Genomic DNA, 21,979 nt, shown 5'->3' with positions numbered 1-21,979 from the left:
TCGTACAACCCCCGCTCACCTGCTCGATTGTGTTCAATGGGTGAGGAGGGACACCCGGTCTGCTCTACGCTGCGTGATCGGAACACGACAATCAGATGTGACTTGAGTCACAAGGGGCATGAATTGTTGACCCTGTGTACCGGTCGAACTGCTCGCTGTGATTCAGTTGCGGTGGGAATTGGACCACAACGGACCACAAGCAGTTCCAGAGTTGTCGTCGAGGGCCCGGGGAGAGCGCATGGACACCGAGTCGGAGCCGTATGTCCGCCTCGCGACCCTGCGCCAGGTGCACCAGGTCGTGGCGGACCTCAACTGCGCGCGCAGTCTCGCCGACACCCTGCAGGCCGTGGCCGACGGCGTCGTCAAGGGCCTCGGCTTCGAACTGGCCGTGGTCAACCTCGTCCGCCCCGACGGCGACCTGGTCGTCGCCGCCGTCTCCGGGAGCGCCGCCGCGGAGGCCCTGATGGCCGGCCGGGTCGGCTCGCGCGCCTCCTGGGAGCGCCGGCTCACGATGGGGGAGCGCTGGGGCACCCTGCGCTTCATACCCCACCACGAGGGCTGGGTGCTGGACGGCGACGACGTCCCCAGCTGGCCCGGTGACGGCCTGCCGCCCCGCTTCCCCGACGAGTGGCACCCCGAGGACCGCCTCCTCGCCCCCATGCACGCCAACCCGGCCGGGGCCGGCGAACTGATCGGCGTCATCTCCGTCGACCGCCCCGTGGGCGGCCGCCGTCCCGGACCGTGGGGCCGCGAGGCGTTGCAGATGTACGCCTTCCAGTCCGCCATCGCCATCAGCAACGCGCGTCTACGTGCAAATATGCAACGCGCCCTGGTCCGTCTGGAGCGCGAGCAACAGGCGCTGCGGGCCAGCGAGGAGAGCTTCCGGCAGGCCTTCGAGTACGCCCCCAGCGGCATGGCCATCGCCGAGATGGGCGGCGACCAGCACGGTAAGCTCGTCCGGACCAACGACGCGCTGTGCCGGCTGCTCGGCCGCCCCGCCGCGGTGCTGCGCCGCCACTCCTTCTCCGACCTCGTCCACCCCGAGGACGTCGGCGTCCTGCTGCGCACCAGCGCCGAGGGCGGCCGCGCCGAACTGCGGCTGCAGCGCCGCGACGGCAGCTACGTCTGGGTCAGCCTGCGCAACTCCGTCGTCGCCGACACCGCCGACGGCCCGCGCTTCCTGCTCACCCACGTCGAGGACATCGAGGAACGCAAGGGCCGCGAGATCGCCCTCGCCCACCGCGCCAGCCACGACTCGCTCACCGGGCTGCCCAACAGCGCCGAGCTGCGCGCCCGGCTGTCCGGCAAGATCTGCGCCCGCCCGCAGGCCCCGGACGCCGACGGCCACACGGCCGCCCACGCGGGCACCGACGAGTTCGCCTACACCTACGACTACGACCCGGTCGACGGCAGCGCCCGGCTGGCCGGCTTCGACCACCACACCCACACCGTCCAGCCGTCCGACGTGGGGGACGGCGGCAAGGGCCTGGCCGTGCTCTTCTGCGACCTGGACGGCTTCAAGTCGATCAACGACCGCTTCGGGCACCACACCGGCGACGCCGTGCTCATCGAGGTCGCCCGCCGCCTCACCAGCGCGGTGCGCGACGGCGACACGGTGGCCCGGCTGGGCGGCGACGAGTTCGTCGTCCTCGCCGACGGCCTCGGCCGCGAGGACGCCGAGGACCTCGCCGTCCGCCTGCGCAACGCGATCATCCCGCCGATCCGCTTCGAGGGCCGCGCGGTCCGGGTCGGCGCCAGCTTCGGCATCGGCTGGGCCGGCTGCGGGATGACCGCGGACGAGGTGCTGCAGTCCGCGGACCAGCGCATGTACATCGAGAAGCGCTCCCGCAACGGCACCCGCGGCCACCGCCGCGCCGCGGGCTGACCGGGCGGGGGCGCGCCCCCCGGGCGGCCCGTCTCCTCCTCGGCGGAGGGCACGCGTCCACCCTGGGGAGTACCCCGGATCGCTCCTCCGGTTGACTCCTGCACATATCCGGAATACCTACGCTGGGTTACGTGCAGCGTCTCTACGATTTCCTCCGCAGGCACCCGACCTGGGTCGACAGCTTCTGGGCTCTCGTCCTGCTCGGGTTCTCCTCCCTGTGGATCGCCAACGACGAACTGCACGCGCACTCCCGGGCCGCCGCCGTGCCGCTGGCGCTCGCGCTGTCCACCGTGGTCGCACTGCGCCGCCGCATGCCGGAGAAGATGCTGCTGCTCGGCATCCTCGTCGGGGTGCTCCAGCTGGTGCTTGACGTCCAGGCCAACCCGGGCGACTTCGCCATGCTGGTGATCATCTACACCGTCGCGGCCAACGGCGCCCGATGGGCCTCCCGGATGGCCTTCGCCGGCGGACTGGTCGCCTCCACCATCTCCACGCTGCGCTGGCCCAACGAGACGGACGGCCAGTGGGCCGACGCCGTCTCCGCCGTCTTCCTCGCCGTCCCCTTCCTGCTCGCCTGGGTCATCGGCGACAGCCTCCGCACCCGCCGCGCCTACTACGCCGAGCTGGAGGAGCGCGCCGCCCGCCTGCAGCGCGAACGCGAGGCCCAGTCCAAGGCCGCGGTCGCCGCCGAACGCGCGCGCATCGCCCGCGAACTGCACGACGTCGTCGCGCACAACGTCTCCGTCATGGTCGTCCAGGCCGACGGCGCCGCCTATGTGCTGGACGCCTCGCCCGAGCAGGCCAAGCAGGCGCTGGAGACCATCTCCACCACCGGCCGCCAGGCGCTCACCGAGATGCGCCGCCTCCTCGGGGTGCTGCGCGCCGGAGACGACGGCGGCGGAGAGTACGTACCCCAGCCGGGTGTCGACCAGCTGACCGACCTCATAGAGCAGGTCCGGGGCGCGGGGCTGCCCGTCGCCTTCGACGTCGAGGGGGAGTCCCGGCCGCTCGCCAGCGGCGTCGAGCTCACCGCCTACCGCATCGTGCAGGAGGCGCTCACCAACACCCGCAAGCACGGCGGGCCCGAGGCGCACGCCACGGTCCGGCTCACCTTCGGCGACGGCGAACTCAGCCTCCTCATCGAGGACGACGGGCGCGGCGCCCAGCAGGAGCTGTACGAAGGCGGCGGCGAGGACGGCCAGGGCCAGGGCCTCATCGGCATGCGCGAACGCGTCGGCATGGTCAGCGGCACCCTGGACGCCGGACCGCGCCCCGGCGGGGGCTTCCGCATCAGCGCGGTGCTCCCGGTGAAGACCGCGCGCTAGGGGGATGCGCCGTGCCACGGGGGATGCGTCGTATGACGGCGGGAAACAGAGACCACAGGCAAAGGGAAAGAGGACCGGACCCATGGCGATCCGCGTGATGCTCGTCGACGACCAGGTGCTCCTGCGCACCGGCTTCCGCATGGTGCTGCAGGCCCAGCCCGACATGGAGGTCGTCGCCGAGGCCGGGGACGGCGCGGAGGCCGTCGAGACCCTGCGCACCACCCCGGTGGACGTGGTCCTCATGGACGTCCGGATGCCGCGCCTGGACGGCGTCGAGGCCACCCGCCAGATCTGCGGCGCGCCCGACCGCACCCCCGACGACGGCGGCCCCCGCGTACTCATCCTGACCACCTTCGACCTCGACGAGTACGCCTTCTCCGCCCTCAAGGCCGGCGCGAGCGGCTTCATGCTCAAGGACGTCCCCCCGGACGAGCTGCTCGCGGCGATCCGCGCCGTCCACAGCGGCGACGCGGTCGTCGCCCCCAGCACCACCCGGCGCCTGCTCGACCGCTTCACCCCGCTGCTGCCGAGCGCGAGCCAGCCGACGCACAAGGAGCTGGACCGGCTGACGGACCGTGAGCGCGAGGTGCTGCTGCTGGTCGCCCAGGGGCTGTCCAACGGGGAGATCGCGGCGAAGCTGGTGCTCAGCGAGGCGACGGTGAAGACGCATGTGGGACGCATCCTCACGAAGCTGGGGCTTCGGGATCGCGTGCAGGCGGTGGTTCTCGCGTACGAGACGGGGCTGGTTCGGGCGGGCGGCGGTGGGGGGACGGCCTGAGGCCTTCGTCTGTGCGGGGTGGTTGTGGTTGCGGCGCGTTGGTGTGCGCCGGTCCGTTGCGCCTGCGGCGGGCGGGGGACAGCCCGCCGCAGGCGCAGACAACCCGCACCCCACAACCGGCCCCACACGCCTCAGGCGGTACCGCGCACGGCGTCCACGAGGTGGAGGAAGTCCGCGACAGCGTCCCGCACGGCGGCGTCGTCCCACTCGAGCGCGGACGCCCCCACCGTGACCTCCGTCATCGCGACCCCCGGCACCTCCGCCTCCGCCCAGCGCCCGAAGAGCGCCGTCTTGGTCTCCTCGGCCTGCCGCACCGTGGCCTCGTCGAGGACGTCCGGGGATTCGGCCAGCCACACCTGGAACTGGTGCGTGTGCGGTACCTCCGGGTGCACCCGGACCCAGCCCGCCCCCTCGGCGAACGCGTCCCGCAAAGCCGCCGCGACGCCCTTCGCGTGGGCGACGTACTCCGGCAGGCGCGGCAGTTCGTGGTCGAGCCCGTCGAGGGCGGCCAGCACCGCGGGCCACTGCTGGAAGACCAGGCCGCCGTATCGGTGCCGCCAGGTGCGCGCCTCGGCGGCGAGGTCGGCGGAGCCGGCCAGGGCGGCGCCGGAGACGCCGCCGAGGGACTTGTAGAAGGAGACGTACACGCTGTCGGCGAGGCCGGCGATCTCGTCCAGGGGGTGCCCGAAGTGCGGCGGGCACTCCCACAGGCGGGCCCCGTCGAAGTGGACGACGGCGTCGCGCTCGCGTGCCGCGGCGACGATGGCGGTGAGTTCGTCCCAGGTGGGAAGGACGAAGCCGGCGTCCCGGAGCGGGAGTTCGAGCATCAGCGTGCCGAAGGGCTCGTCCATGCCGCGTACTTCGTCGGCGTCGGGTATCCGGCGGGCCGTGGTGGGGTGGACGGTCCGCAGCCCGCTCAGCGCGGACAGCGCGCCGCGCTCGTGCATCTCGGGGTGGGCCAGCGGGTGCAGCGCGACGACGGGGCTGCCGGTGCGTCCCGCCCAGCAGCGCAGGGCGACCTGCTGGGCCATCGTCCCGGTGGGGAACCAGACGGCCTCCTCCGTGCCGAGCAGCCCGGCCACCCGCTGTTCCAGCTCGGCCACGATCCCGTCGCCGTACGTGTCCACGCGGCCGTCAAGGCCGTCCCGTCCGGCCAGCCTGGCCAGCCGTTCGCGCATCGTGGCGGGCTTCCCGTAGGACAGCACGCGGTCGCAGGAGCGTACGGCGGCTGTGCGCCGCGCCTTCTCGTCATCGGCAGAGGTCATGGACCGATCCTGCCGCCCCGGAGGGCGCCGGGAAACATTCGCGTAGCATTGACGAGAACGTCCGGTACCCCCGTGAGGACTGGAACGGAAGGCCAGCGCAGCGTGAACGCATCGCACACCCCGGGGCCCCTGCCCCCCGACGTGGAGGCCCGCCCCGCGCGGCTCACGGTCGGTGTCGTCGGCGCGGGGCGGGTCGGGCCCGCGCTCGCGGCCGCGCTGAAACTGGCCGGGCACCATCCGGTCGCGGCGTCGGGTGTGTCCGACCTCTCACGCCGCCGCGCCGCCGCGCTGCTGCCCGACGTGCCGATGGTGGAGCCCGCCGAGGTGCTGGCCCGCGCGGAGCTCGTCCTGCTGACCGTGCCGGACGACGCGCTGCCCGGGCTGGTGACCGGCCTCGCGGAGACCGGGGCCGTACGGCCGGGCCAGCTGCTGGTGCACACCTCGGGCCGGTACGGGACCGGCGTGCTGACGCCCGCCCTGCGCGCGGGTGCGCTGCCGCTGGCGCTGCACCCCGCGATGACCTTCACCGGCACCTCCGTCGACGTGCAGCGGCTGGCGGGCTGCTCCTTCGGCGTCACGGCCCCCGCGGAGCTGCGGATGGCGGCCGAGGCCCTGGTGATCGAGATGGGCGGCGAGCCCGAGTGGATCGAGGAGTCGGCGCGTCCGCTCTACCACGCGGGCCTGGCGATCGGCGCGAACCACCTGGTCACCCTGGTCGCCCAGTCCATGGAACTGCTGCGCGCCTCGGGCGTCGCCGAGCCCGGCCGCATGCTGGGCCCGCTGCTGGGGGCGGCCCTGGACAACGCCCTGCGTTCCGGTGACGCCGCCCTGACCGGCCCGGTCGCCCGCGGCGACGCCGGCACGGTCGCGGCGCACCTGGCCGAACTGCGCCTGCACGCACCGGAGATGGTGGCCCCGTACCTCGCGATGGCCCGCGCCACGGCGGACCGCGCGCTGGCGGGCGGAATGCTGAAGGCGGAGTTCGCCGAGGCGCTGCTGGGAGTCCTGGGGGACGGCGCCGAGGGGGGAGAGCGATGACCGGGCTGGTGCACACCGCGCGCGAACTGCGGGAGGCCGTCGAGGGCCGGCCCGGCCCCGTCGGCGTCGTCATGACCATGGGCGCGCTGCACGAGGGGCACGCCACGCTCGTACGGACCGCCCGCGAGCGAGTGGGGGACGGCACCGTCGTCGTCACCGTCTTCGTCAACCCGCTGCAGTTCGGGCCGAACGAGGACTTCGACCGCTACCCGCGCACCCTCGACGCCGACGTCGCGACCGCCGGCCGGGCCGGCGCCGACCTCGTCTTCGCGCCCTCCGTCGACGAGGTGTACCCCGGCGGGCGGCCGCAGGTGCGGATCAGCGCCGGGCCGATGGGCGAGGGCTACGAGGGCGCCTCGCGTCCCGGCCACTTCGACGGCATGCTGACCGTCGTCGCCAAGCTGCTCCACCTGACCCGGCCGGACGTGGCGTTCTACGGCCAGAAGGACGCCCAGCAACTGGCCCTGATCCGCCGCATGGTGACGGACCTGAACTTCCCGGCCGAGATCGTCGGCGTGCCCACGGTCCGCGAACCGGACGGCCTGGCCCTGTCCAGCCGCAACCGCTATCTCTCCGAAGGCGACCGCGAGAGCGCCCTCACCCTCTCGCGGGCCCTGTTCGCGGGTCGTGAGGCGCAGGGCGACGGCCCGGACGCCGTACGGGCGGCGGCCCGGACGGTGCTGGAGAAGGGCGACGGCCTGGCGGTGGACTACCTCGCCCTGATCGACCCGGTCGACTTCACCGAGGCCGCCCCCGGCCACACCGGGCCGGCGGTGCTCGCCGTCGCCGCCAAGGTCGGCACGACACGGCTGATCGACAACGTCCCCCTGGAGTTCGGAGTCCGCCGATGAGCGGCACAGGTACAGGCATACGGCTGCACGCCCCCGCTCCCGGCTGGGAGCACGAGGCGGACGTGGTGGTCGTCGGTTCCGGCGTCGCCGGGCTGACGGTCGCGCTGCGCTGCGCGGCGCAGGGCGCCAAGGTCACCGTCGTCACCAAGGCACGGCTCGACGACGGCTCCACGCGCTGGGCGCAGGGCGGCATCGCCGCCGCCCTGGGCGAGGGCGACACCCCCGAGCAGCACCTGGACGACACCTTGGTGGCGGGCGCCGGGCTCTGCGACGAGGAGGCCGTGCGCACCCTGGTCACCGAGGGCCCCGACGCCGTCCGCCGGCTGATCGCGACGGGCGCGCACTTCGACACCAGCGAGACGACGGGCGAGATCCTGCTGACCCGGGAGGGCGGTCACCACCGCCGCCGGATCGCGCACGCGGGCGGCGACGCGACGGGCCTGGAGATCTCCCGGGCGCTGATCGAGGCCGTGCGCGAGGCAGGGATCGAGTTCATCGAGAACGCGCTCGTGCTGGACCTGCTGACCGACGCCGAGGGCCGCGCCGCGGGCGTCACCCTGCACGTCATGGGCGAGGGACAGCGCGACGGCGTCGGCTCCGTGCGGGCCCGCGCCGTGGTGCTGGCGACCGGCGGCATGGGGCAGGTCTTCTCGGCCACGACCAACCCGGCGGTGTCCACGGGCGACGGGGTGGCCCTCGCGCTGCGCGCCGGCGCGGAGGTCTCGGACCTGGAGTTCGTCCAGTTCCACCCGACGGTGCTCTTCCTCGGCCCGGACGCGGAGGGCCAGCAGCCGCTGGTCTCCGAGGCCGTGCGCGGGGAGGGCGCCTTCCTCGTGGACGCCGACGGGGTGCGCTTCATGCAGGGGCAGCACGAGCTGGCCGAGCTGGCGCCCCGCGACATCGTCGCCAAGGGCATCACGCGCCGTATGCAGGAGACCGGCACCGAGCACATGTACCTCGACGGCCGGCACTTCGGCGCGCGGATGTGGGAGCGGCGCTTCCCGACGATCCTGGCCGCCTGCCGCGCCAACGGCATCGACCCGGTCACCCGGCCGATCCCGGTGGCCCCCGCCGCGCACTACGCCTCCGGCGGCGTCCGCACCGACCTGCACGGCCGCACCACGGTGCCGGGCCTGTACGCGTGCGGCGAGGTCGCCTGCACGGGCGTGCACGGCGCCAACCGGCTGGCGTCCAACTCCCTCCTGGAGGGGCTGGTCTTCGCCGAGCGCATCGCCGCCGACATCGCCGAGCACCCCGCGGCCCCCGGCGCCCCCGTGGTCCCCGACCCGAGCCGCTTCCCGCTGCTGCCGGCCGGGGCGCGCTTCGAGATCCAGCGGATCATGACGCGCGGCGCCGGGGTGCTGCGCAGCGAGGCCAGCCTGGACGAGGCGGCCGCGGCGCTGGGCCGGATGTACGCCGAGGCCGCGGAGCTGCTGGAGCGCGACGGCAAGACGGCCGAGCCCTGCGTGGAGAGCTGGGAGGCGACCAACCTCTGCCTGGTCGCCCGGGTCCTGGTGGAGGCGGCCCGCCGCCGCGAGGAGACCCGCGGCTGCCACTGGCGCGAGGACCGCCCCGAGCGGGACGACGAGAACTGGCGCAGGCACATCGTCGTACGGCTTCCGTCCGGTGCGGCGGCACCCGTCGCACCCACTAGTCTCACCATCCGCACCACCCCCACGGCGGACCTTCCCCCGACCCGTTCCGGAACGGAGCACCTGCGATGAGCACGCCCGACCTCCCCCTCCTGCAGATCGGCGGCGCCGGAGGCGGTGGCTGCGGCGACGGCTGCGGCTGCGGTTCCGACGGCGAATACGCGCACGACCCGGGCGAGTGCGGCCTCGACCCCGATCTGGCGCAGCTGCTCGTCGACGCCGGGCTGGACCCGGTCCTGGTCGAGGACGTCGCGCACATGGCCATCGAGGAGGACCTGGACGGCGGGGTGGACGTCACCACCGTGGCCACCATCCCCGAGGACGCCATGGCCACCGGTGACTTCACCGCGCGCGAGGCCGGTGTGGTCGCGGGGCTGCGGGTCGCCGAGGCGGTCCTGTCCATCGTGTGCACCGACGAGTTCGAGGTCGAGCGGCACGTCGAGGACGGCGACCGGGTCGAGGCCGGTCAAACGCTGCTCTCGGTGCGCACCCGTACGAGGGACCTGCTGACCGCGGAGCGCAGTGCGCTCAACCTGATGTGCCGGCTGTCCGGGATCGCCACCGCCACGCGCCGCTGGGCGGACGCGCTGGAGGGCACCAAGGCGAAGGTCCGCGACACCCGGAAGACGACCCCGGGCCTGCGCGCGCTGGAGAAGTACGCGGTGCGCTGCGGCGGCGGCGTCAACCACCGCATGTCGCTGTCGGACGCGGCCCTGGTCAAGGACAACCACGTGGTCGCCGCGGGCGGCGTGGCGGCGGCCTTCAAGGCCGTCCGCGACGAGTTCCCCGAGCTGGCGATCGAGGTCGAGGTCGACACCCTGCACCAGGTCCGCGAGGTCCTGGACGCGGGCGCCGACCTGATCCTGCTGGACAACTTCACCCCCTCCGACACGGAGGAGGCGGTCGCCATCGTCGCGGGCCGCGCCCTGCTGGAGTCCTCCGGCCGGCTCACCCTGGACAACGCCCGCGCCTACGCCGCGACCGGCGTCGACTACCTGGCCGTGGGCGCCCTGACGCACTCCTCGCCGATCCTGGACATCGGACTGGACCTGCGGTCCGAGGGGTCGGAGCGGGACTGATGCTGCTCACCATCGACGTCGGCAACACCCACACCGTCCTGGGGCTGTTCGACGGGGACGAGATCGTCGAGCACTGGCGGGTCTCCACCGACCCGCGCCGCACGGCGGACGAGATGGCCGTGCTCATGCAGGGCCTGATGGGCATGCACCCGCTGCTCGGCGAGGAACTGGGCGACAACATCCACGGGATCGCCATCTGCTCCACCGTCCCCTCGGTGCTGCACGAGCTGCGTGAGGTGACGCGCCGCTACTACGGCGACGTGCCCGCGGTGCTCGTGGAGCCCGGCGTCAAGACCGGCGTCCCGGTGCTCACCGACAACCCCAAGGAAGTCGGCTCCGACCGGATCATCAACGCCCTGGCCGCCGTGCACCTCTACGGCGGGCCGTGCGTCGTGGTGGACTTCGGCACGGCCACCACCTTCGACGCGGTCACGGCGCGCGGCGAGTACGCGGGCGGCGCCATCGCCCCCGGCATCGAGATCTCGGTGGACGCGCTGGGCGCCCGCGGTGCCCAGCTGCGCAAGGTGGAGCTGACCCGCCCGCGCAGCGTCATCGGCAAGAACACCATCGAGGCCATGCAGTCCGGCATCCTCTACGGTTTCGCGGGCCAGGTGGACGGCGTGGCCGAGCGGATGGCGCGGGAGCTGGCCGACGACGCGGACGACGTCACGGTCATCGCCACCGGCGGACTGGCGCCGCTGGTGCTGGGCGAGTCGGCGGTCATCGACGTCCACGAGCCCTGGCTGACCCTGATAGGCCTTCGGCTGGTCTACGAGCGGAACGTGTCCACGACCTGACGACCCGACGACTGACGAGCTGACGCCCCGGCGACCTGCGGCCGGCCGGATCCGCCGGGGGACGCACGCGGCGCGCCCGGCCATATCTGGTTACGCGTATTTTGTCCGGTTAGTACGTAAAGTCGGACCATGCCCACGCCACACGGGTCCCGAGGCGGAATGGCGTTCAGCGCGGATGAACTGCGCGTGCTCCGGCGCGCCCTCTCAGCGGCCCTCCAGTCCAGCACCATGATCCCCACCCCCGACGAGGTCAGGGACTATCTGCGCCTTGCCGAGGACGTCGACGAGGCGGCCCGCGAGGGCGGGCGGCTGCGGACCTTCCAGCTCGCCGAACTCGCCAGGTACCGGGAGGCGCTGCCGGGCAGCGCCGCCGGGTACCTCGAGCGGCTGACGGGAGCGCTCGACACGGGCTACGTGCCCCTGCCGGACGACCTCGCCGCGCTGCGCCGGCTGCACGACGCGCCGTGCACCGACGCCGAGGCGCGTCGCAGGCGGGCCGTGCTGCGCCACTGCGAGCACCTGGCGGAACTCGACGTGCGCGCCCGGCTGGAGGCGCGCATCCCCGCTCCCTCGCAACCCTGCGGCCCGCCCTCCGTGGGCAGGGCCCGGCTGCGCGCGCTGCCCGGCGGCCGGTCCGCCTCCGACGACCCCAAGCCGGGCCCCAAACCCGAGCCGAAGGCGCCCCCCGCCGAGCCGGCCGCGCCGGAGCCCGGGGAGGAGAAGCGCAAGGTCCCCACGCCGGCCGAGATCTTCCCGCCGCGCCGCCGCTCCGCGCCGCCGCCCGAGGAGCGCGCCACGGGCTGACGCGAGATCGGCGCACGACCTGCCGGAGACGTCACGGGTCCCTCCCGTGACGTCTCCCGCGCGTTCACGGGTGCGCCGCGCCCTCCCCGGCGCGGCCTCCGCGTGCCCCCTGACGGCCGGTTCGGCGGCCTCCGAGGTGTCGGCTGCGCTCCTGGCCGGTCCTGGCCGCGGCGGTCCGCCCCAGGGCGCGTACGGGCGCGCCAGCCGTCCCGGAGCGACCGGACCGGCGCCCCGGCAGGACCTGCCGGCCGACCTCCGCCACCCGGGGGAGGTCCGCCGCGGGGCGCGTACGGGGCGTGGCTACCCTGGTGCCATGGAATACGTCTCCGCGCTCGTGCCCCCCACCGTGATGGCCATCGCGTTCACCTTCCTCATCCGGACGCTGATCAGGAGCCAGGGCGGGGTCAACAAGGCCAAGGAGGACGCGGTGGTCGACGCCGCGCTGTCCGGCGCGCAGCCCCCGGCCCAGCGGCCGGGCGGCACCGAGCACCGGGTGTGACCTCGATATTTCCGGCATTCCGGGCAATGCGCCCGTAAGCAACTAGTATTCGGGTGTGCCCCGTCCATTGGGAGACCTCGAAGACGCCGTGATGACCCGGGTATGGCGCTGGAACCACCCGGTGACGGTGCGCGAGGTGCTGGAGGATCTCCGCCGGGAGCGCTCGATCGCGTACACGACGGTCATGACCGTAATGGACAACCTTCATCAGAAGGGCTGGCTCCGGCGGGAAGCCGAAGGGCGCGCCTATCGCTATGAGGCCGTTTCCACTCGCGCCGCTTACTCGGCGGCGCTGATGCACGAGGCGTGGTCGGCGAGCGACAACCCCGCGGCGGCCCTTGTCGCCTTCTTCGGCATGATGTCCGCGGAACAGCGAGAAGCGCTCCGCGACGCAATGCGTGTGGTGCAATCCGCTGATCCGGGTGACCCCGGGGAGACGGACGGATCGGACGGGCGATAGCGTCCGCACATGCCCGCCGCATCAAAAGACGTCACCATCCGCCGGGCCCGGACGGCCGACGTACCGGCTGTCCGGCGACTGCTCGACGCCTATGTCCGCGACCGCATCCTGCTCGACAAGCCGACGGTGACGCTTTACGAGGACATCCAGGAGTTCTGGGTGGCCGAACACGACCACGACGCCGAGGTGGTGGCCTGCGGGGCGCTGCACGTCATGTGGGAGGACCTCGCCGAGGTGCGCACCCTCGCGGTCGCCCCGGCGCACCACGGCAAGGGTGTCGGGCATCTCGTGCTGGAGAAGCTGCTGCAGACCGCGCGGTGGCTGGGAGTGCGGCGAATTTTCTGCCTCACCTTCGAAGTGGACTTCTTCACGAAGCACGGCTTCGTCGAGATCGGCGAGACGCCGGTCGACGGCGATGTCTTCGGTGAGCTGCTGAGGTCAAAGGACGAGGGCGTGGCCGAGTTCCTCGACCTCGAACGAGTGAAACCCAACACCTTGGGCAACAGCCGGATGCTGTTGCATCTGTGAGGCTGCCCACGGTGTCCGTCCGGCACAACAGTATGTCCGAAACGTTCCGCTGAAGACGGCGGCGATGCCTACCGGGACGGAAGCAGTTCGGGCAAGGGGTTTGAGTTTTCCGGGAAAAGGCGGTTTGCTTTTACCGGTAATCCGTATTCGATGAAAGGGAAGCCGGTGGCACAGAAGGTTCAGGTCCTTCTTGTTGACGACCTCGACGGCGGCGAGGCGGATGAGACCGTGACGTTCGCGCTCGACGGAGTGACGTACGAGATCGACCTCACCACCGACAACGCCGACAAGTTGCGCGGTCTCCTCGGCCCGTACGTGGACGGCGGTCGCCGCACCGGTGGCCGTGCCGGCCGCGGGCGCACCACGAAGGGCGCCGCCCGCGGGGGCGCCGCGAGCCAGGACACCGCGAAGATCCGCGCGTGGGCGAAGGAAGAGGGCTACGAGGTCAACGACCGCGGTCGCGTTCCCGCGCAGATCCGTGAGGCGTACGAGAAGGCGCACGGCTGATCGGTCCGGGCCACGCGCAGCCGGACCCGGTGGCAGGCGGTCGCGAGCGCGGAGACCAGGGCCGTGAGGCCCACGGTCCCCCCGGAGCGTCCGTCCGCCGCGGGGCCGGGCTGCGTGCGGAACGTCATCGCGGGCAGACGGAGCGGCGCGCCGGTGTGGCACCCGCCGTCCGGAACGGGCGGCCGGAGCCAGGCGGGCGCGCCGTCGTCGTAGGCGGCCTCCGGCCCGCACAGCGGTACGAGGTCGAGCGGGATCCCGCTCCACTCCAGCCAGTCCAGCAGGCCGGGCAGCTCCTCGGCGCCGCCCGGGGCGACGAAGAACCGCATGCGATGCCCCGCCAGGGCGACCGGACCCGTCCGGGGCGCCGGGAAGCGGCCGAGCACCTCGTGCCCCGCCTCCGCGGGGACGTCGAGTGCGTCCGCGTGTTCCAGGGTCGCCGGGACCCGTGAGGCCTGCATGCCCTGCGCAACGCCCCCCGGGGGTCCCGGGTTACGAGGCGGGTCACCGGGAGTGTCCGGTGGGCCGGTTCCGTCACGCTCCGTGAATCCACGCGACGCAAGTCTGTTCGCCCTTAGCAGACATCGGGCGTGCTCCTTGCATGGACTGTCCGTGCGGGCGGGTAAGAAATACCTAGTGGGAACGGACGACGGCCATGTCGGACAGGCGGGACGTTCGCCCTCGGCGTACTGGATAAAGGGCTATCCGCCTGGCCTGCGGGAACATCGTCTCGCACCATCGGGTTGAGGCTGTTGTCGACGGCGCGGGGGTAAACGACCTCGCAAGGTGTCGACGGTTGAAGTGAGCTGCCCCGCTGTGCGGGACTAGCATGCGGAAGGACAGGGAGGGGACACGCCCCTAACTGCCCGACCGCTCTGAGGAGCGATTAACGATGTTCGAGAGGTTCACCGACCGCGCGCGGCGGGTTGTCGTCCTGGCTCAGGAAGAAGCCCGGATGCTCAACCACAACTACATCGGCACCGAGCACATCCTCCTGGGCCTTATCCACGAGGGTGAGGGTGTCGCCGCTAAGGCCCTGGAGAGCCTCGGGATTTCGCTCGAGGCGGTCCGCCAGCAGGTGGAGGAGATCATCGGCCAGGGCCAGCAGGCCCCGTCCGGGCACATCCCCTTCACCCCCCGGGCCAAGAAGGTCCTGGAGCTGTCGCTCCGCGAGGCCCTCCAGCTCGGCCACAACTACATCGGCACCGAGCACATCCTGCTCGGCCTGATCCGCGAGGGCGAGGGCGTCGCGGCCCAGGTCCTCGTGAAGCTGGGCGCCGATCTCAACCGGGTGCGGCAGCAGGTCATCCAGCTGCTCTCCGGCTACCAGGGCAAGGAGGCCGCCACCGCCGGCGGCCCGGCCGAGGGCACCCCCTCGACCTCGCTCGTCCTGGACCAGTTCGGCCGCAACCTCACGCAGGCCGCTCGTGAGACCAAGCTCGACCCGGTGATCGGGCGCGAGAAGGAGATCGAGCGCGTGATGCAGGTGCTGTCGCGCCGCACCAAGAACAACCCCGTCCTCATCGGCGAGCCCGGCGTCGGCAAGACCGCCGTCGTCGAGGGCCTGGCCCAGGCCATCGTCAAGGGCGAGGTCCCCGAGACGCTGAAGGACAAGCAGCTCTACACGCTCGACCTCGGTGCCCTGGTGGCCGGTTCCCGCTACCGCGGTGACTTCGAGGAGCGCCTGAAGAAGGTCCTCAAGGAGATCCGCACCCGCGGCGACATCATCCTGTTCATCGACGAGCTCCACACCCTGGTGGGTGCGGGTGCCGCCGAGGGCGCGATCGACGCCGCCTCGATCCTCAAGCCGATGCTGGCCCGCGGTGAGCTGCAGACCATCGGCGCCACCACGCTCGACGAGTACCGCAAGCACCTGGAGAAGGACGCGGCCCTGGAGCGCCGCTTCCAGCCCATCCAGGTCGCGGAGCCGTCGCTGCCGCACACCATCGAGATCCTCAAGGGCCTGCGGGACCGCTACGAGGCCCACCACCGGGTGTCCATCACGGACGCCGCCCTGGTGGCCGCGGCGACCCTTGCCGACCGCTACATCTCGGACCGCTTCCTGCCGGACAAGGCGATCGACCTGATCGACGAGGCCGGTTCCCGGATGCGCATCCGCCGGATGACCGCTCCGCCGGACCTGCGCGAGTTCGACGAGAAGATCGCCGACGTGCGCCGGGAGAAGGAGTCCGCGATCGACTCGCAGGACTTCGAGAAGGCCGCTTCCCTCCGCGACAAGGAGAAGCAGCTGCTCTCCGCGAAGACCAAGCGGGAGAAGGAGTGGAAGGCCGGCGACATGGACGTCGTCGCCGAGGTCGACGAGGAGCTGATCGCCGAGGTCCTGGCCACGGCCACGGGCATCCCGGTCTTCAAGCTCACCGAGGAGGAGTCCTCGCGTCTGCTGCGCATGGAGGACGAGCTGCACAAGCGCGTCATCGGCCAGAAGGACGCGATCAAGGCCCTCTCGCAGGCCATCCGCCGCACGCGGGCCGGTCTGAAGGACCCCAAGCGCCCCGGTGGCTCGTTCATCTTCGCCGGCCCGTCCGGTGTCGGTAAGACCGAGCTCTCCAAGACGCTCGCCGAGTTCCTCTTCGGCGACGAGGACGCGCTCATCCAGCTCGACATGTCCGAGTTCAGCGAGAAGCACACCGTCTCGCGGCTCTTCGGCTCCCCGCCCGGATACGTCGGCTACGAGGAGGGCGGCCAGCTCACCGAGAAGGTGCGCCGCAAGCCGTTCTCGGTCGTCCTCTTCGACGAGGTCGAGAAGGCCCACCCGGACATCTTCAACAGCCTGCTGCAGATCCTGGAGGACGGTCGCCTGACCGACTCCCAGGGCCGGGTCGTGGACTTCAAGAACACGGTCATCATCATGACCACCAACCTCGGCACCCGGGACATCTCCAAGGGCTTCAACCTCGGCTTCGCGGCCGCGGGTGACGTCAAGACCGGGTACGAGCGGATGAAGGCCAAGGTCGGCGAGGAGCTCAAGCAGCACTTCCGGCCCGAGTTCCTGAACCGTGTCGACGACATCGTGGTCTTCCACCAGCTCAGCGAGGAAGACATCATCCAGATCGTCGACCTCATGATCGCCCGGGTGGACGAGCGCCTCAGGGACAAGGACATGGGCATCGAGCTCAGCCCCGAGGCCAAGTCCCTGCTCGCCAAGAAGGGCTACGACCCCGTGCTGGGCGCCCGGCCGCTGCGCCGGACGATCCAGCGGGAGATCGAGGACGTGCTCTCCGAGAAGATCCTCTTCGGTGAGCTGCGCACCGGTCACATCGTGGTCGTGGGCACCGAGGGCGAGGGCGAGAACGTCAAGTTCACCTTCCGCGGTGAGGAGAAGGTGGCCGTCGCCGACGCCCCTCCGGTCGAGGCGGCCGGCGGTCCGAACCTCAGCAAGGAAGCGTAACCGCAGGTAATCGCACAGCGATCCGACCCCGTCCGCACAATAGTGCGGGCGGGGTCGTCGCGTTTTGTGTTCCCCATGAACCCACCCTTGTTGCGCCGGTTGCATTTGTGGAAAGGTGAGCGATGTTCAGCACGGACCCTTCCTTCTCCGTGCTCCGGCCGGTGTCGTGCCGTCATTCCGGCAGGCATTCGAAAAGATCAGCCGAGAGTGAGGAGAGGCCGCCTTGCCCCTCCATCGGCGCCCCGGCCCCACCTCCCCCCACGTAGCTGCGTCCCGCGCCGGCGTATTGGTTCGTACTTATCCCGGCGGGGCGAACGCGGAAGGAAACTCTCGTTGAAGGAATCCCCGCATCCGAATTCCGCGCACCCCGGCCGGCTGTTCGGCGTCCCGGACGAGTCGCTGTCCGGAGAGATCGGAAAGTCCCTGGGAAAGGAAGACGCGCACCAGCCGTTCGAGGAGTTGCTGGCCCGCCATTGGCGGCCGGTCTCCGAGTACGCGGAGTTGTGCACGGTCTCCGGACACGCCGCCGGGATACTCGCGGCGGCCGCGTTCACCCGGGTCTTCGTCGACACCCTGCGACTGACCGGGCCCACGGCCGCCTGGCGCCCCGAGCTGCTGATCACCGTCCACAAGATCGCCGAGGAGTGGGCCGTCGACCGCCGGCGGGCCTGGCTCCACCGGAGACTGCGCCCCCGCCCCGACCAGGCCGACACCCGGCTGGCGGTACCCGAGAACCGCCGGCTGGCGAACCGGGCCTTCATGCGGCTCCCCGAGCCCGCGCGCTGCCTGCTCTGGCACGCCGAGGTCGACGCCGAGCCGCTGGACGTACCGGCCGGGCTGCTCGGCATCGACCCGGAGCGGGCCGCGGCCCAGCTGGAGCTCGCCCGCACCCGCTTCCGCGAGGCGTGCGTCCAGGCGCACCGGGACCTCGCGCCGTACGAGGCCTGTCTGCAGTTCAGCCGCCTGCTGGACATCTCCGTCCATCGCGGCGGCGCCGGTCTCGTACCCGATCTGCAGCGGCACATCGCCCGCTGCGACCACTGCCGCTACGCGGCCGAGCAGCTCGACCACTCCGGGGACCGGCTGGGTGTGCTGATCGCCGAGGCGGTCCTGGTCTGGGAGGCGCGGGGCTATCACGACTCGCGCCCCACTCGCCGGGCGGCGCATGACAACGATGCCGGGAACGGCTCCGGCCGCTCCGCGGGGCGGCGCCGCGGCGGTCGCAGGCGACGGGCGGCGAGCGGCGTCCGCCGGCGGCTGACCGCGACCCTGCTGGGTTTCGGCGGCCTCGTCCTCGTGACCGCCCTGGTCGTCGGCCTCACCACCGGCGACGGCGGTGGCGAGGGACGTGCCTCCGGCACGGCGCCCACTGCGGCCACGGCGTCCCCCACCGTCTCGGCCCCGGTCACCACCTCGGACACCGCGCCCGGCCCGGGTACGGTCACCGCCGACCCCGTCCCCGCCGACGGGCTCCGCGGCCGGCTCCGCAACAGGGACAACGACCTGTGCGTGGACCTGACCGGCCGCCGCACCGTCATCGGCACCGAGACGGCCACCGCGCGCTGCGACACCGGCGCCACGCAGTTCTGGTCGTACGAGCCGGACGGGCTGATGCGCAGCGTCGCCCAGCCCGCGTACTGCCTCAACTCCCACCGCGGCCCCGCGCTGGAACTCGGTCTGTGCACGGCGTCCTTCGTCACCGGTGCCGAGGACGTGCGCTACGACCTCACCCTGACCGGGGACCTCATCCCGCGCTGGAACCAGCAGCTCGCGGTCGCCCCCGCGGGCCGCGAGGCGGGTGCCGGGGTCGTCCTCAGGCCCCGCGACGGCCGGCTCGTCCAGCGCTGGACCTTCGACACCTCCGTCACCCCGCTCCGTTTCCAGTCGGTGGCGTACACCACCGGCTCCCGGTTGGCCGCCGGCGCCACCCGGGCGGCCGCGCGGCTTTCGGCGCCGCCGAGCCCCACGCCATAGGCCACCGGCCCGCCGACCGCCGGCGGGGACCCCTGCGACGGTTACTGCGACCGGGACGGCCACGACGGCCGGGGCCGGGGCGGCTGGGGCGGCTGGAGGGACCGGGACGGCGACTAGCCTCCCTGGCGCGGCCCGGGGACGACGGTCACGCCCGCGGGCAGCCGGTCGGTCCCGGTCACGCGGTCGGCGGCCAGCGGGACGCGCACGGTCAGCGGGCCCGGGTGGGCGGCGAGCGGTGACAGGTCGACCCGGCCGCCGGCCGGGGCGGCCAGTTCCAGCTCACGCAGTGCGGGCAGCCCGCCGATCGACGTCCAGTCGGCGGGCGCGCCCGGGCCGACCAGCACCAGCCTGCGCAGCTCCCGCTGGCCCGCCAGGAAGCGCAGGTCGGTCAGGGCGCAGTCCTTCACCCGGACCTCGGTGAGCGCGAGCCCGGCCACGTACCCGGCCAGCTCGTCCGCGGGCAGGTCGCCCCGCAGGTCGAGGCGGGTGGGCCGCAGTCCCAGCCCGCGCAGCTCGCGCAGCTGCTCGGCGGAGCGGACGGTGAAGTCCAGGCCGTCCGGGTCGAGACGGGCGACGACCTCCCGCGCGTACAGGGCGCAGTCGAAGCGGTGCCAGGACCACATCAGCTGGGCGCGGACCCGCAGGGACCGGTGCGCGGCGAAGCCCGCCAGGTAGCGGGCGGCCCGGTCCGAGGGCAAGTGGCAGGCGGTCACCACGACGTGCAGGGCCTCCGCGTCGGAGAGTCCGCCGGGGCCGGGGAGGAGATCCAGTACGAGCGGCCCGGCCTCGGCCAGGGCGCGGGCCTCTCCGGCGTCCGCGGGCGGGACGAGCGCCGCGGCGCGCCGCTCCACGGCCTCGCGCACCTCCGGGTCGAGGGCCGCGGAGTCCTCCAGACTGGCGGCGGCGAGCAGGTGGAGCCGGGCCCGGGTGCGCCGGTCCGCGGCCAGGTCGCCGCGGTCGAGGAGCTCCCGCAGGATCGCGGCGCGCTCTCGGGGGCCGGCGAGCGCGACCGCCATGCGCAGGACGTCCTCCCACCGGTCGTCGGCGGCGTGCGCGGCGAGCAGCCCGAAGTCGCCCTCGTCCACGGCGGCCCGGGCGCCCAGGTGGTCCTGGAAGGTGCGGTGCACGAAGTCGACCGAGCCCGGGGCGGCCCGGCGCAGCACGCCGCCGCGGTCGAGGAGGTGCGCCAGGACGGCGCCGGCGTCGCCGAGCGCGGCGGCCTCGGGGACGGCGGGCAGCGCCCGCGCGACGACGGCCTCGGCCCGGCCGAGGTCCATCTCGGTGCGGCCGTTGCGGACCAGCCAGTACGCCAGCCGCTGCAGCAGCTCGGTCTGCGCCTCCTCGCGCAGCGGCACGACCGCCGCCTCCCGTTCGCGGTCCCTGCGGACCAGCAGCATCGACAGGGCGGCGGCGTACAGGTCCTTCCTGGCCCTGGGCAGGTAGCCGCGGCGGTCGTGGTGCAGGGCGCAGATCAGTCCGCACATCAGCGGGTTGGTGGCGAGCCGGCCGAGGTCCGGCTCGGCACGCAGGGCGGCGAGCAGCCCTTCGGCGTACCCGGCCGCCTCCGGCCCGGCGGCGGCGTGCCAGCGGCCGACGAAGGCGGCGACGTCGGCGGGGCCCATGGGGGTCAGGGCCAGCTCGGTGAAGCCCTCGGCGGCCAGCCAGTCCTCCCGCACGGCGGAGGGGCGGGAGGTGACCAGCCAGCGGTTGCCGGGATGGGCGTCGAGCAGGTCGCCGAGCCAGGCCCGGGTGCGGCGGCGCTCGGCGTCGGGGATCTCGTCGATGCCGTCCACCAGCAGCAGCCCTCGGCCCTCGGCGAGGACGCGGGCCTCCCAGCCGGCCGGCTGCGTGCCGGCGAGCGGGCAGCCGGCGGCGGCGAGGAAGCCGCGCGGCGCGGGGAGGCGCTCGCCGTGGCGGGTGAGGGTGCGCAGCGGCAGGACGAAGGGGATCCGGTCCTCCAGGTGGGCCATGCCCTCGTCCGGGTCCTGGCGCGCGCAGGCGGTCGCCAGCCACTGCACGAGCGTGGTCTTCCCCGACCCCGCCTCGCCGCGCAGCAGGACCCGCTCGTGCGCGGCGAGGGCCCGGTCGGCGGCGCGGGGCCCGGCGGAGTCCTCCGTCCCGTCCTCCGCGGGCCCGGAGGAGGGGACCGCCTCCAGGCTGAGGTAGGCGGTGTCCAGCGGCCAGCGGTCCGGGGCGTCCGCCAGGTCGAGGCCGTGGATCGTGAGCCGCCCGTACTTCTTCGCGACGTAGTCCAGGTAGCGCCGCTCGAAGGCCGCGTCCTCGCCGCCCGGCAGAGGGGTGCGGCTGATGAGCGCGTCGACGCGGGCGGTCAGGTCGCCCAGCGCCCGGCTCTGCTCGACCAGGGTGGCGGCGACGAAGGTCGAGCGCTGGGTGAAGAAGTGCAGGATGTGCAGGCAGGCCGTGTCGAGCAGCCGCTCGTGGAAGTGCGCGCCGTCGGCGCTGAGTTCCCGCTCCGGGGAATCGGCGGCGCGGCGCAGGGCGCGGGCGAACGCGGTGTGGCCGAGGTCCACGGCCTGCACGTCGGTGAGGTCGAGGTCGCCCAGGGCCCGGAGTGAGGCCGCGAGGGCGTCGGCGACGGCGGTCTCCTCGTCGGCGCCGACCGGGCGTTCCCCGGCGCGCAGGGCGCGGCGCACCAGCCCGGCGGCCAGGGCGCGCAGGTCCGCGTCGGTGAGGGTGCGCTTCTCGCCCCTGAAGGAGACCCGGGAGGAGATGCGGACCGGCCGGTCCACGAGGCCCGCTCCGGGGCCCTCGGCCACGAAGAGCCGCTTGACCAGCGGCCCCGCGACGGCCGACGCCAGCCGTACACCCACGGCCGAAGGATCCACGTTCCCGCCCCCCGTCATGCGGATCGCGCGCTCTTCCCATTCGCGCGCTCCGCCGGCTCCCGCATTTCTCTTTCCGTGTGACCCGGGCCACGGGACCTAGGTCCCGAAGGGCAATTCCCTTTGGTCCCGGGGCCGGTGACGTGACCCACGTGACCTGGGACACGTACGAATCACCTTAGGGGACAGTGCCCCTGCGGCAGGCGGCGAAGCGGGGTGCCGGAGGTCCGGGCTACGAAAGACGGTAGTAGATGGGGGGGTTTGTCCGGGGTCGGAATGTCGGGTTAC

The 21,979-nt window shown here is 73.0% G+C and carries 18 protein-coding genes; 15 read left to right on the top strand and 3 right to left on the bottom strand.

Annotated elements, in window-relative coordinates:
• Nucleotides 1-238: 238 nt before the first annotated feature.
• From cdgB to B085_RS0115975, 3 genes are all read left to right on the top strand, one after another.
• The gene (gene cdgB, locus B085_RS0115985; RefSeq protein ID WP_018559570.1) at nucleotides 239-1,885 is read left to right on the top strand and encodes a diguanylate cyclase CdgB; all 1,647 of its coding nucleotides are present in this window, start codon (nucleotides 239-241) and stop codon (nucleotides 1,883-1,885) included.
• A gap of 131 nt (nucleotides 1,886-2,016) precedes the next feature.
• Nucleotides 2,017-3,210, top strand: coding sequence for a sensor histidine kinase (locus B085_RS0115980; protein ID WP_018559569.1), 1,194 nt, complete (start codon nucleotides 2,017-2,019; stop codon nucleotides 3,208-3,210).
• A gap of 82 nt (nucleotides 3,211-3,292) precedes the next feature.
• Complete coding sequence (locus tag B085_RS0115975; RefSeq protein WP_018559568.1) at nucleotides 3,293-3,988, top strand: response regulator; 696 nt, start codon at nucleotides 3,293-3,295, stop codon at nucleotides 3,986-3,988.
• Nucleotides 3,989-4,119: 131 nt separating this feature from the next.
• Here B085_RS0115975 and B085_RS0115970 read toward each other — a convergent pair whose 3' ends face one another.
• The gene (locus B085_RS0115970; protein ID WP_018559567.1) at nucleotides 4,120-5,253 is read right to left on the bottom strand and encodes a threonine aldolase family protein; all 1,134 of its coding nucleotides are present in this window, start codon (nucleotides 5,251-5,253) and stop codon (nucleotides 4,120-4,122) included.
• Between the two features lie 102 nt (nucleotides 5,254-5,355).
• Here B085_RS0115970 and B085_RS0115965 point away from each other — a divergent pair, with 102 nt between their 5' ends.
• From B085_RS0115965 to B085_RS0115920, 10 genes are all read left to right on the top strand, one after another.
• The gene (locus tag B085_RS0115965) at nucleotides 5,356-6,291 is read left to right on the top strand and encodes a Rossmann-like and DUF2520 domain-containing protein (RefSeq protein WP_018559566.1); all 936 of its coding nucleotides are present in this window, start codon (nucleotides 5,356-5,358) and stop codon (nucleotides 6,289-6,291) included.
• A complete protein-coding gene (panC, locus tag B085_RS0115960; protein WP_018559565.1) occupies nucleotides 6,288-7,142 on the top strand; it encodes a pantoate--beta-alanine ligase in 855 nt (284 codons plus the stop codon). Before B085_RS0115965 ends, panC begins: the two co-directional genes overlap by 4 nt.
• Complete coding sequence (locus tag B085_RS0115955; protein ID WP_018559564.1) at nucleotides 7,139-8,866, top strand: L-aspartate oxidase; 1,728 nt, start codon at nucleotides 7,139-7,141, stop codon at nucleotides 8,864-8,866. The genes panC and B085_RS0115955 overlap by 4 nt, the downstream gene beginning before the upstream one ends.
• A complete protein-coding gene (gene nadC / locus B085_RS0115950) occupies nucleotides 8,863-9,873 on the top strand; it encodes a carboxylating nicotinate-nucleotide diphosphorylase (protein WP_018559563.1) in 1,011 nt (336 codons plus the stop codon). The genes B085_RS0115955 and nadC overlap by 4 nt, the downstream gene beginning before the upstream one ends.
• A complete protein-coding gene (locus tag B085_RS0115945; RefSeq protein ID WP_018559562.1) occupies nucleotides 9,873-10,670 on the top strand; it encodes a type III pantothenate kinase in 798 nt (265 codons plus the stop codon). Before nadC ends, B085_RS0115945 begins: the two co-directional genes overlap by 1 nt.
• Nucleotides 10,671-10,799: 129 nt before the next feature.
• A complete protein-coding gene (locus tag B085_RS0115940) occupies nucleotides 10,800-11,474 on the top strand; it encodes a hypothetical protein (RefSeq protein WP_078619909.1) in 675 nt (224 codons plus the stop codon).
• A 313-nt stretch (nucleotides 11,475-11,787) separates the two neighbouring features.
• Nucleotides 11,788-11,973 (top strand): hypothetical protein, encoded by a 186-nt coding sequence (locus B085_RS0115935; RefSeq protein WP_018559560.1) that lies wholly within the window; start codon nucleotides 11,788-11,790, stop codon nucleotides 11,971-11,973.
• 55 nt (nucleotides 11,974-12,028) lie between these two features.
• On the top strand, nucleotides 12,029-12,433 hold the full coding sequence (locus B085_RS0115930) for a BlaI/MecI/CopY family transcriptional regulator (protein WP_078619908.1): 405 nt from the start codon (nucleotides 12,029-12,031) through the stop codon (nucleotides 12,431-12,433).
• A gap of 9 nt (nucleotides 12,434-12,442) precedes the next feature.
• A complete protein-coding gene (locus B085_RS0115925) occupies nucleotides 12,443-12,961 on the top strand; it encodes an amino-acid N-acetyltransferase (protein WP_018559558.1) in 519 nt (172 codons plus the stop codon).
• 165 nt (nucleotides 12,962-13,126) lie between these two features.
• The gene (locus B085_RS0115920) at nucleotides 13,127-13,468 is read left to right on the top strand and encodes a histone-like nucleoid-structuring protein Lsr2 (protein WP_018559557.1); all 342 of its coding nucleotides are present in this window, start codon (nucleotides 13,127-13,129) and stop codon (nucleotides 13,466-13,468) included.
• On the opposite strand, the gene B085_RS42610 is transcribed toward B085_RS0115920, so the two are convergent.
• Nucleotides 13,399-13,926, bottom strand: a complete 528-nt coding sequence (locus B085_RS42610; RefSeq protein WP_018559556.1) for a hypothetical protein — start codon at nucleotides 13,924-13,926, stop codon at nucleotides 13,399-13,401. The genes B085_RS0115920 and B085_RS42610 overlap by 70 nt on opposite strands.
• A 431-nt stretch (nucleotides 13,927-14,357) precedes the next feature.
• On the opposite strand from B085_RS42610, the gene B085_RS0115910 reads away from it, so the two are divergent.
• Together B085_RS0115910 and B085_RS42605 are read left to right on the top strand one after the other, a co-directional pair.
• A complete protein-coding gene (locus B085_RS0115910) occupies nucleotides 14,358-16,874 on the top strand; it encodes an ATP-dependent Clp protease ATP-binding subunit (protein WP_018559555.1) in 2,517 nt (838 codons plus the stop codon).
• 333 nt (nucleotides 16,875-17,207) lie between these two features.
• Nucleotides 17,208-18,848 (top strand): ricin-type beta-trefoil lectin domain protein, encoded by a 1,641-nt coding sequence (locus tag B085_RS42605; RefSeq protein ID WP_018559554.1) that lies wholly within the window; start codon nucleotides 17,208-17,210, stop codon nucleotides 18,846-18,848.
• 113 nt (nucleotides 18,849-18,961) lie between these two features.
• Here the strand turns inward: B085_RS42605 and B085_RS42600 are convergent, their stop codons facing one another.
• Nucleotides 18,962-21,694, bottom strand: a complete 2,733-nt coding sequence (locus B085_RS42600; RefSeq protein ID WP_078619921.1) for an NACHT domain-containing protein — start codon at nucleotides 21,692-21,694, stop codon at nucleotides 18,962-18,964.
• Nucleotides 21,695-21,979 lie beyond the last annotated feature (285 nt).

It is taken from the genome of Streptomyces sp. BoleA5 (genome assembly GCF_000373665.1).
Lineage (GTDB): Bacteria > Actinomycetota > Actinomycetes > Streptomycetales > Streptomycetaceae > Actinacidiphila.
Note: the sequence above shows the minus strand (reverse complement) of the source record. Positions and strands in the feature narration are given on the sequence as shown.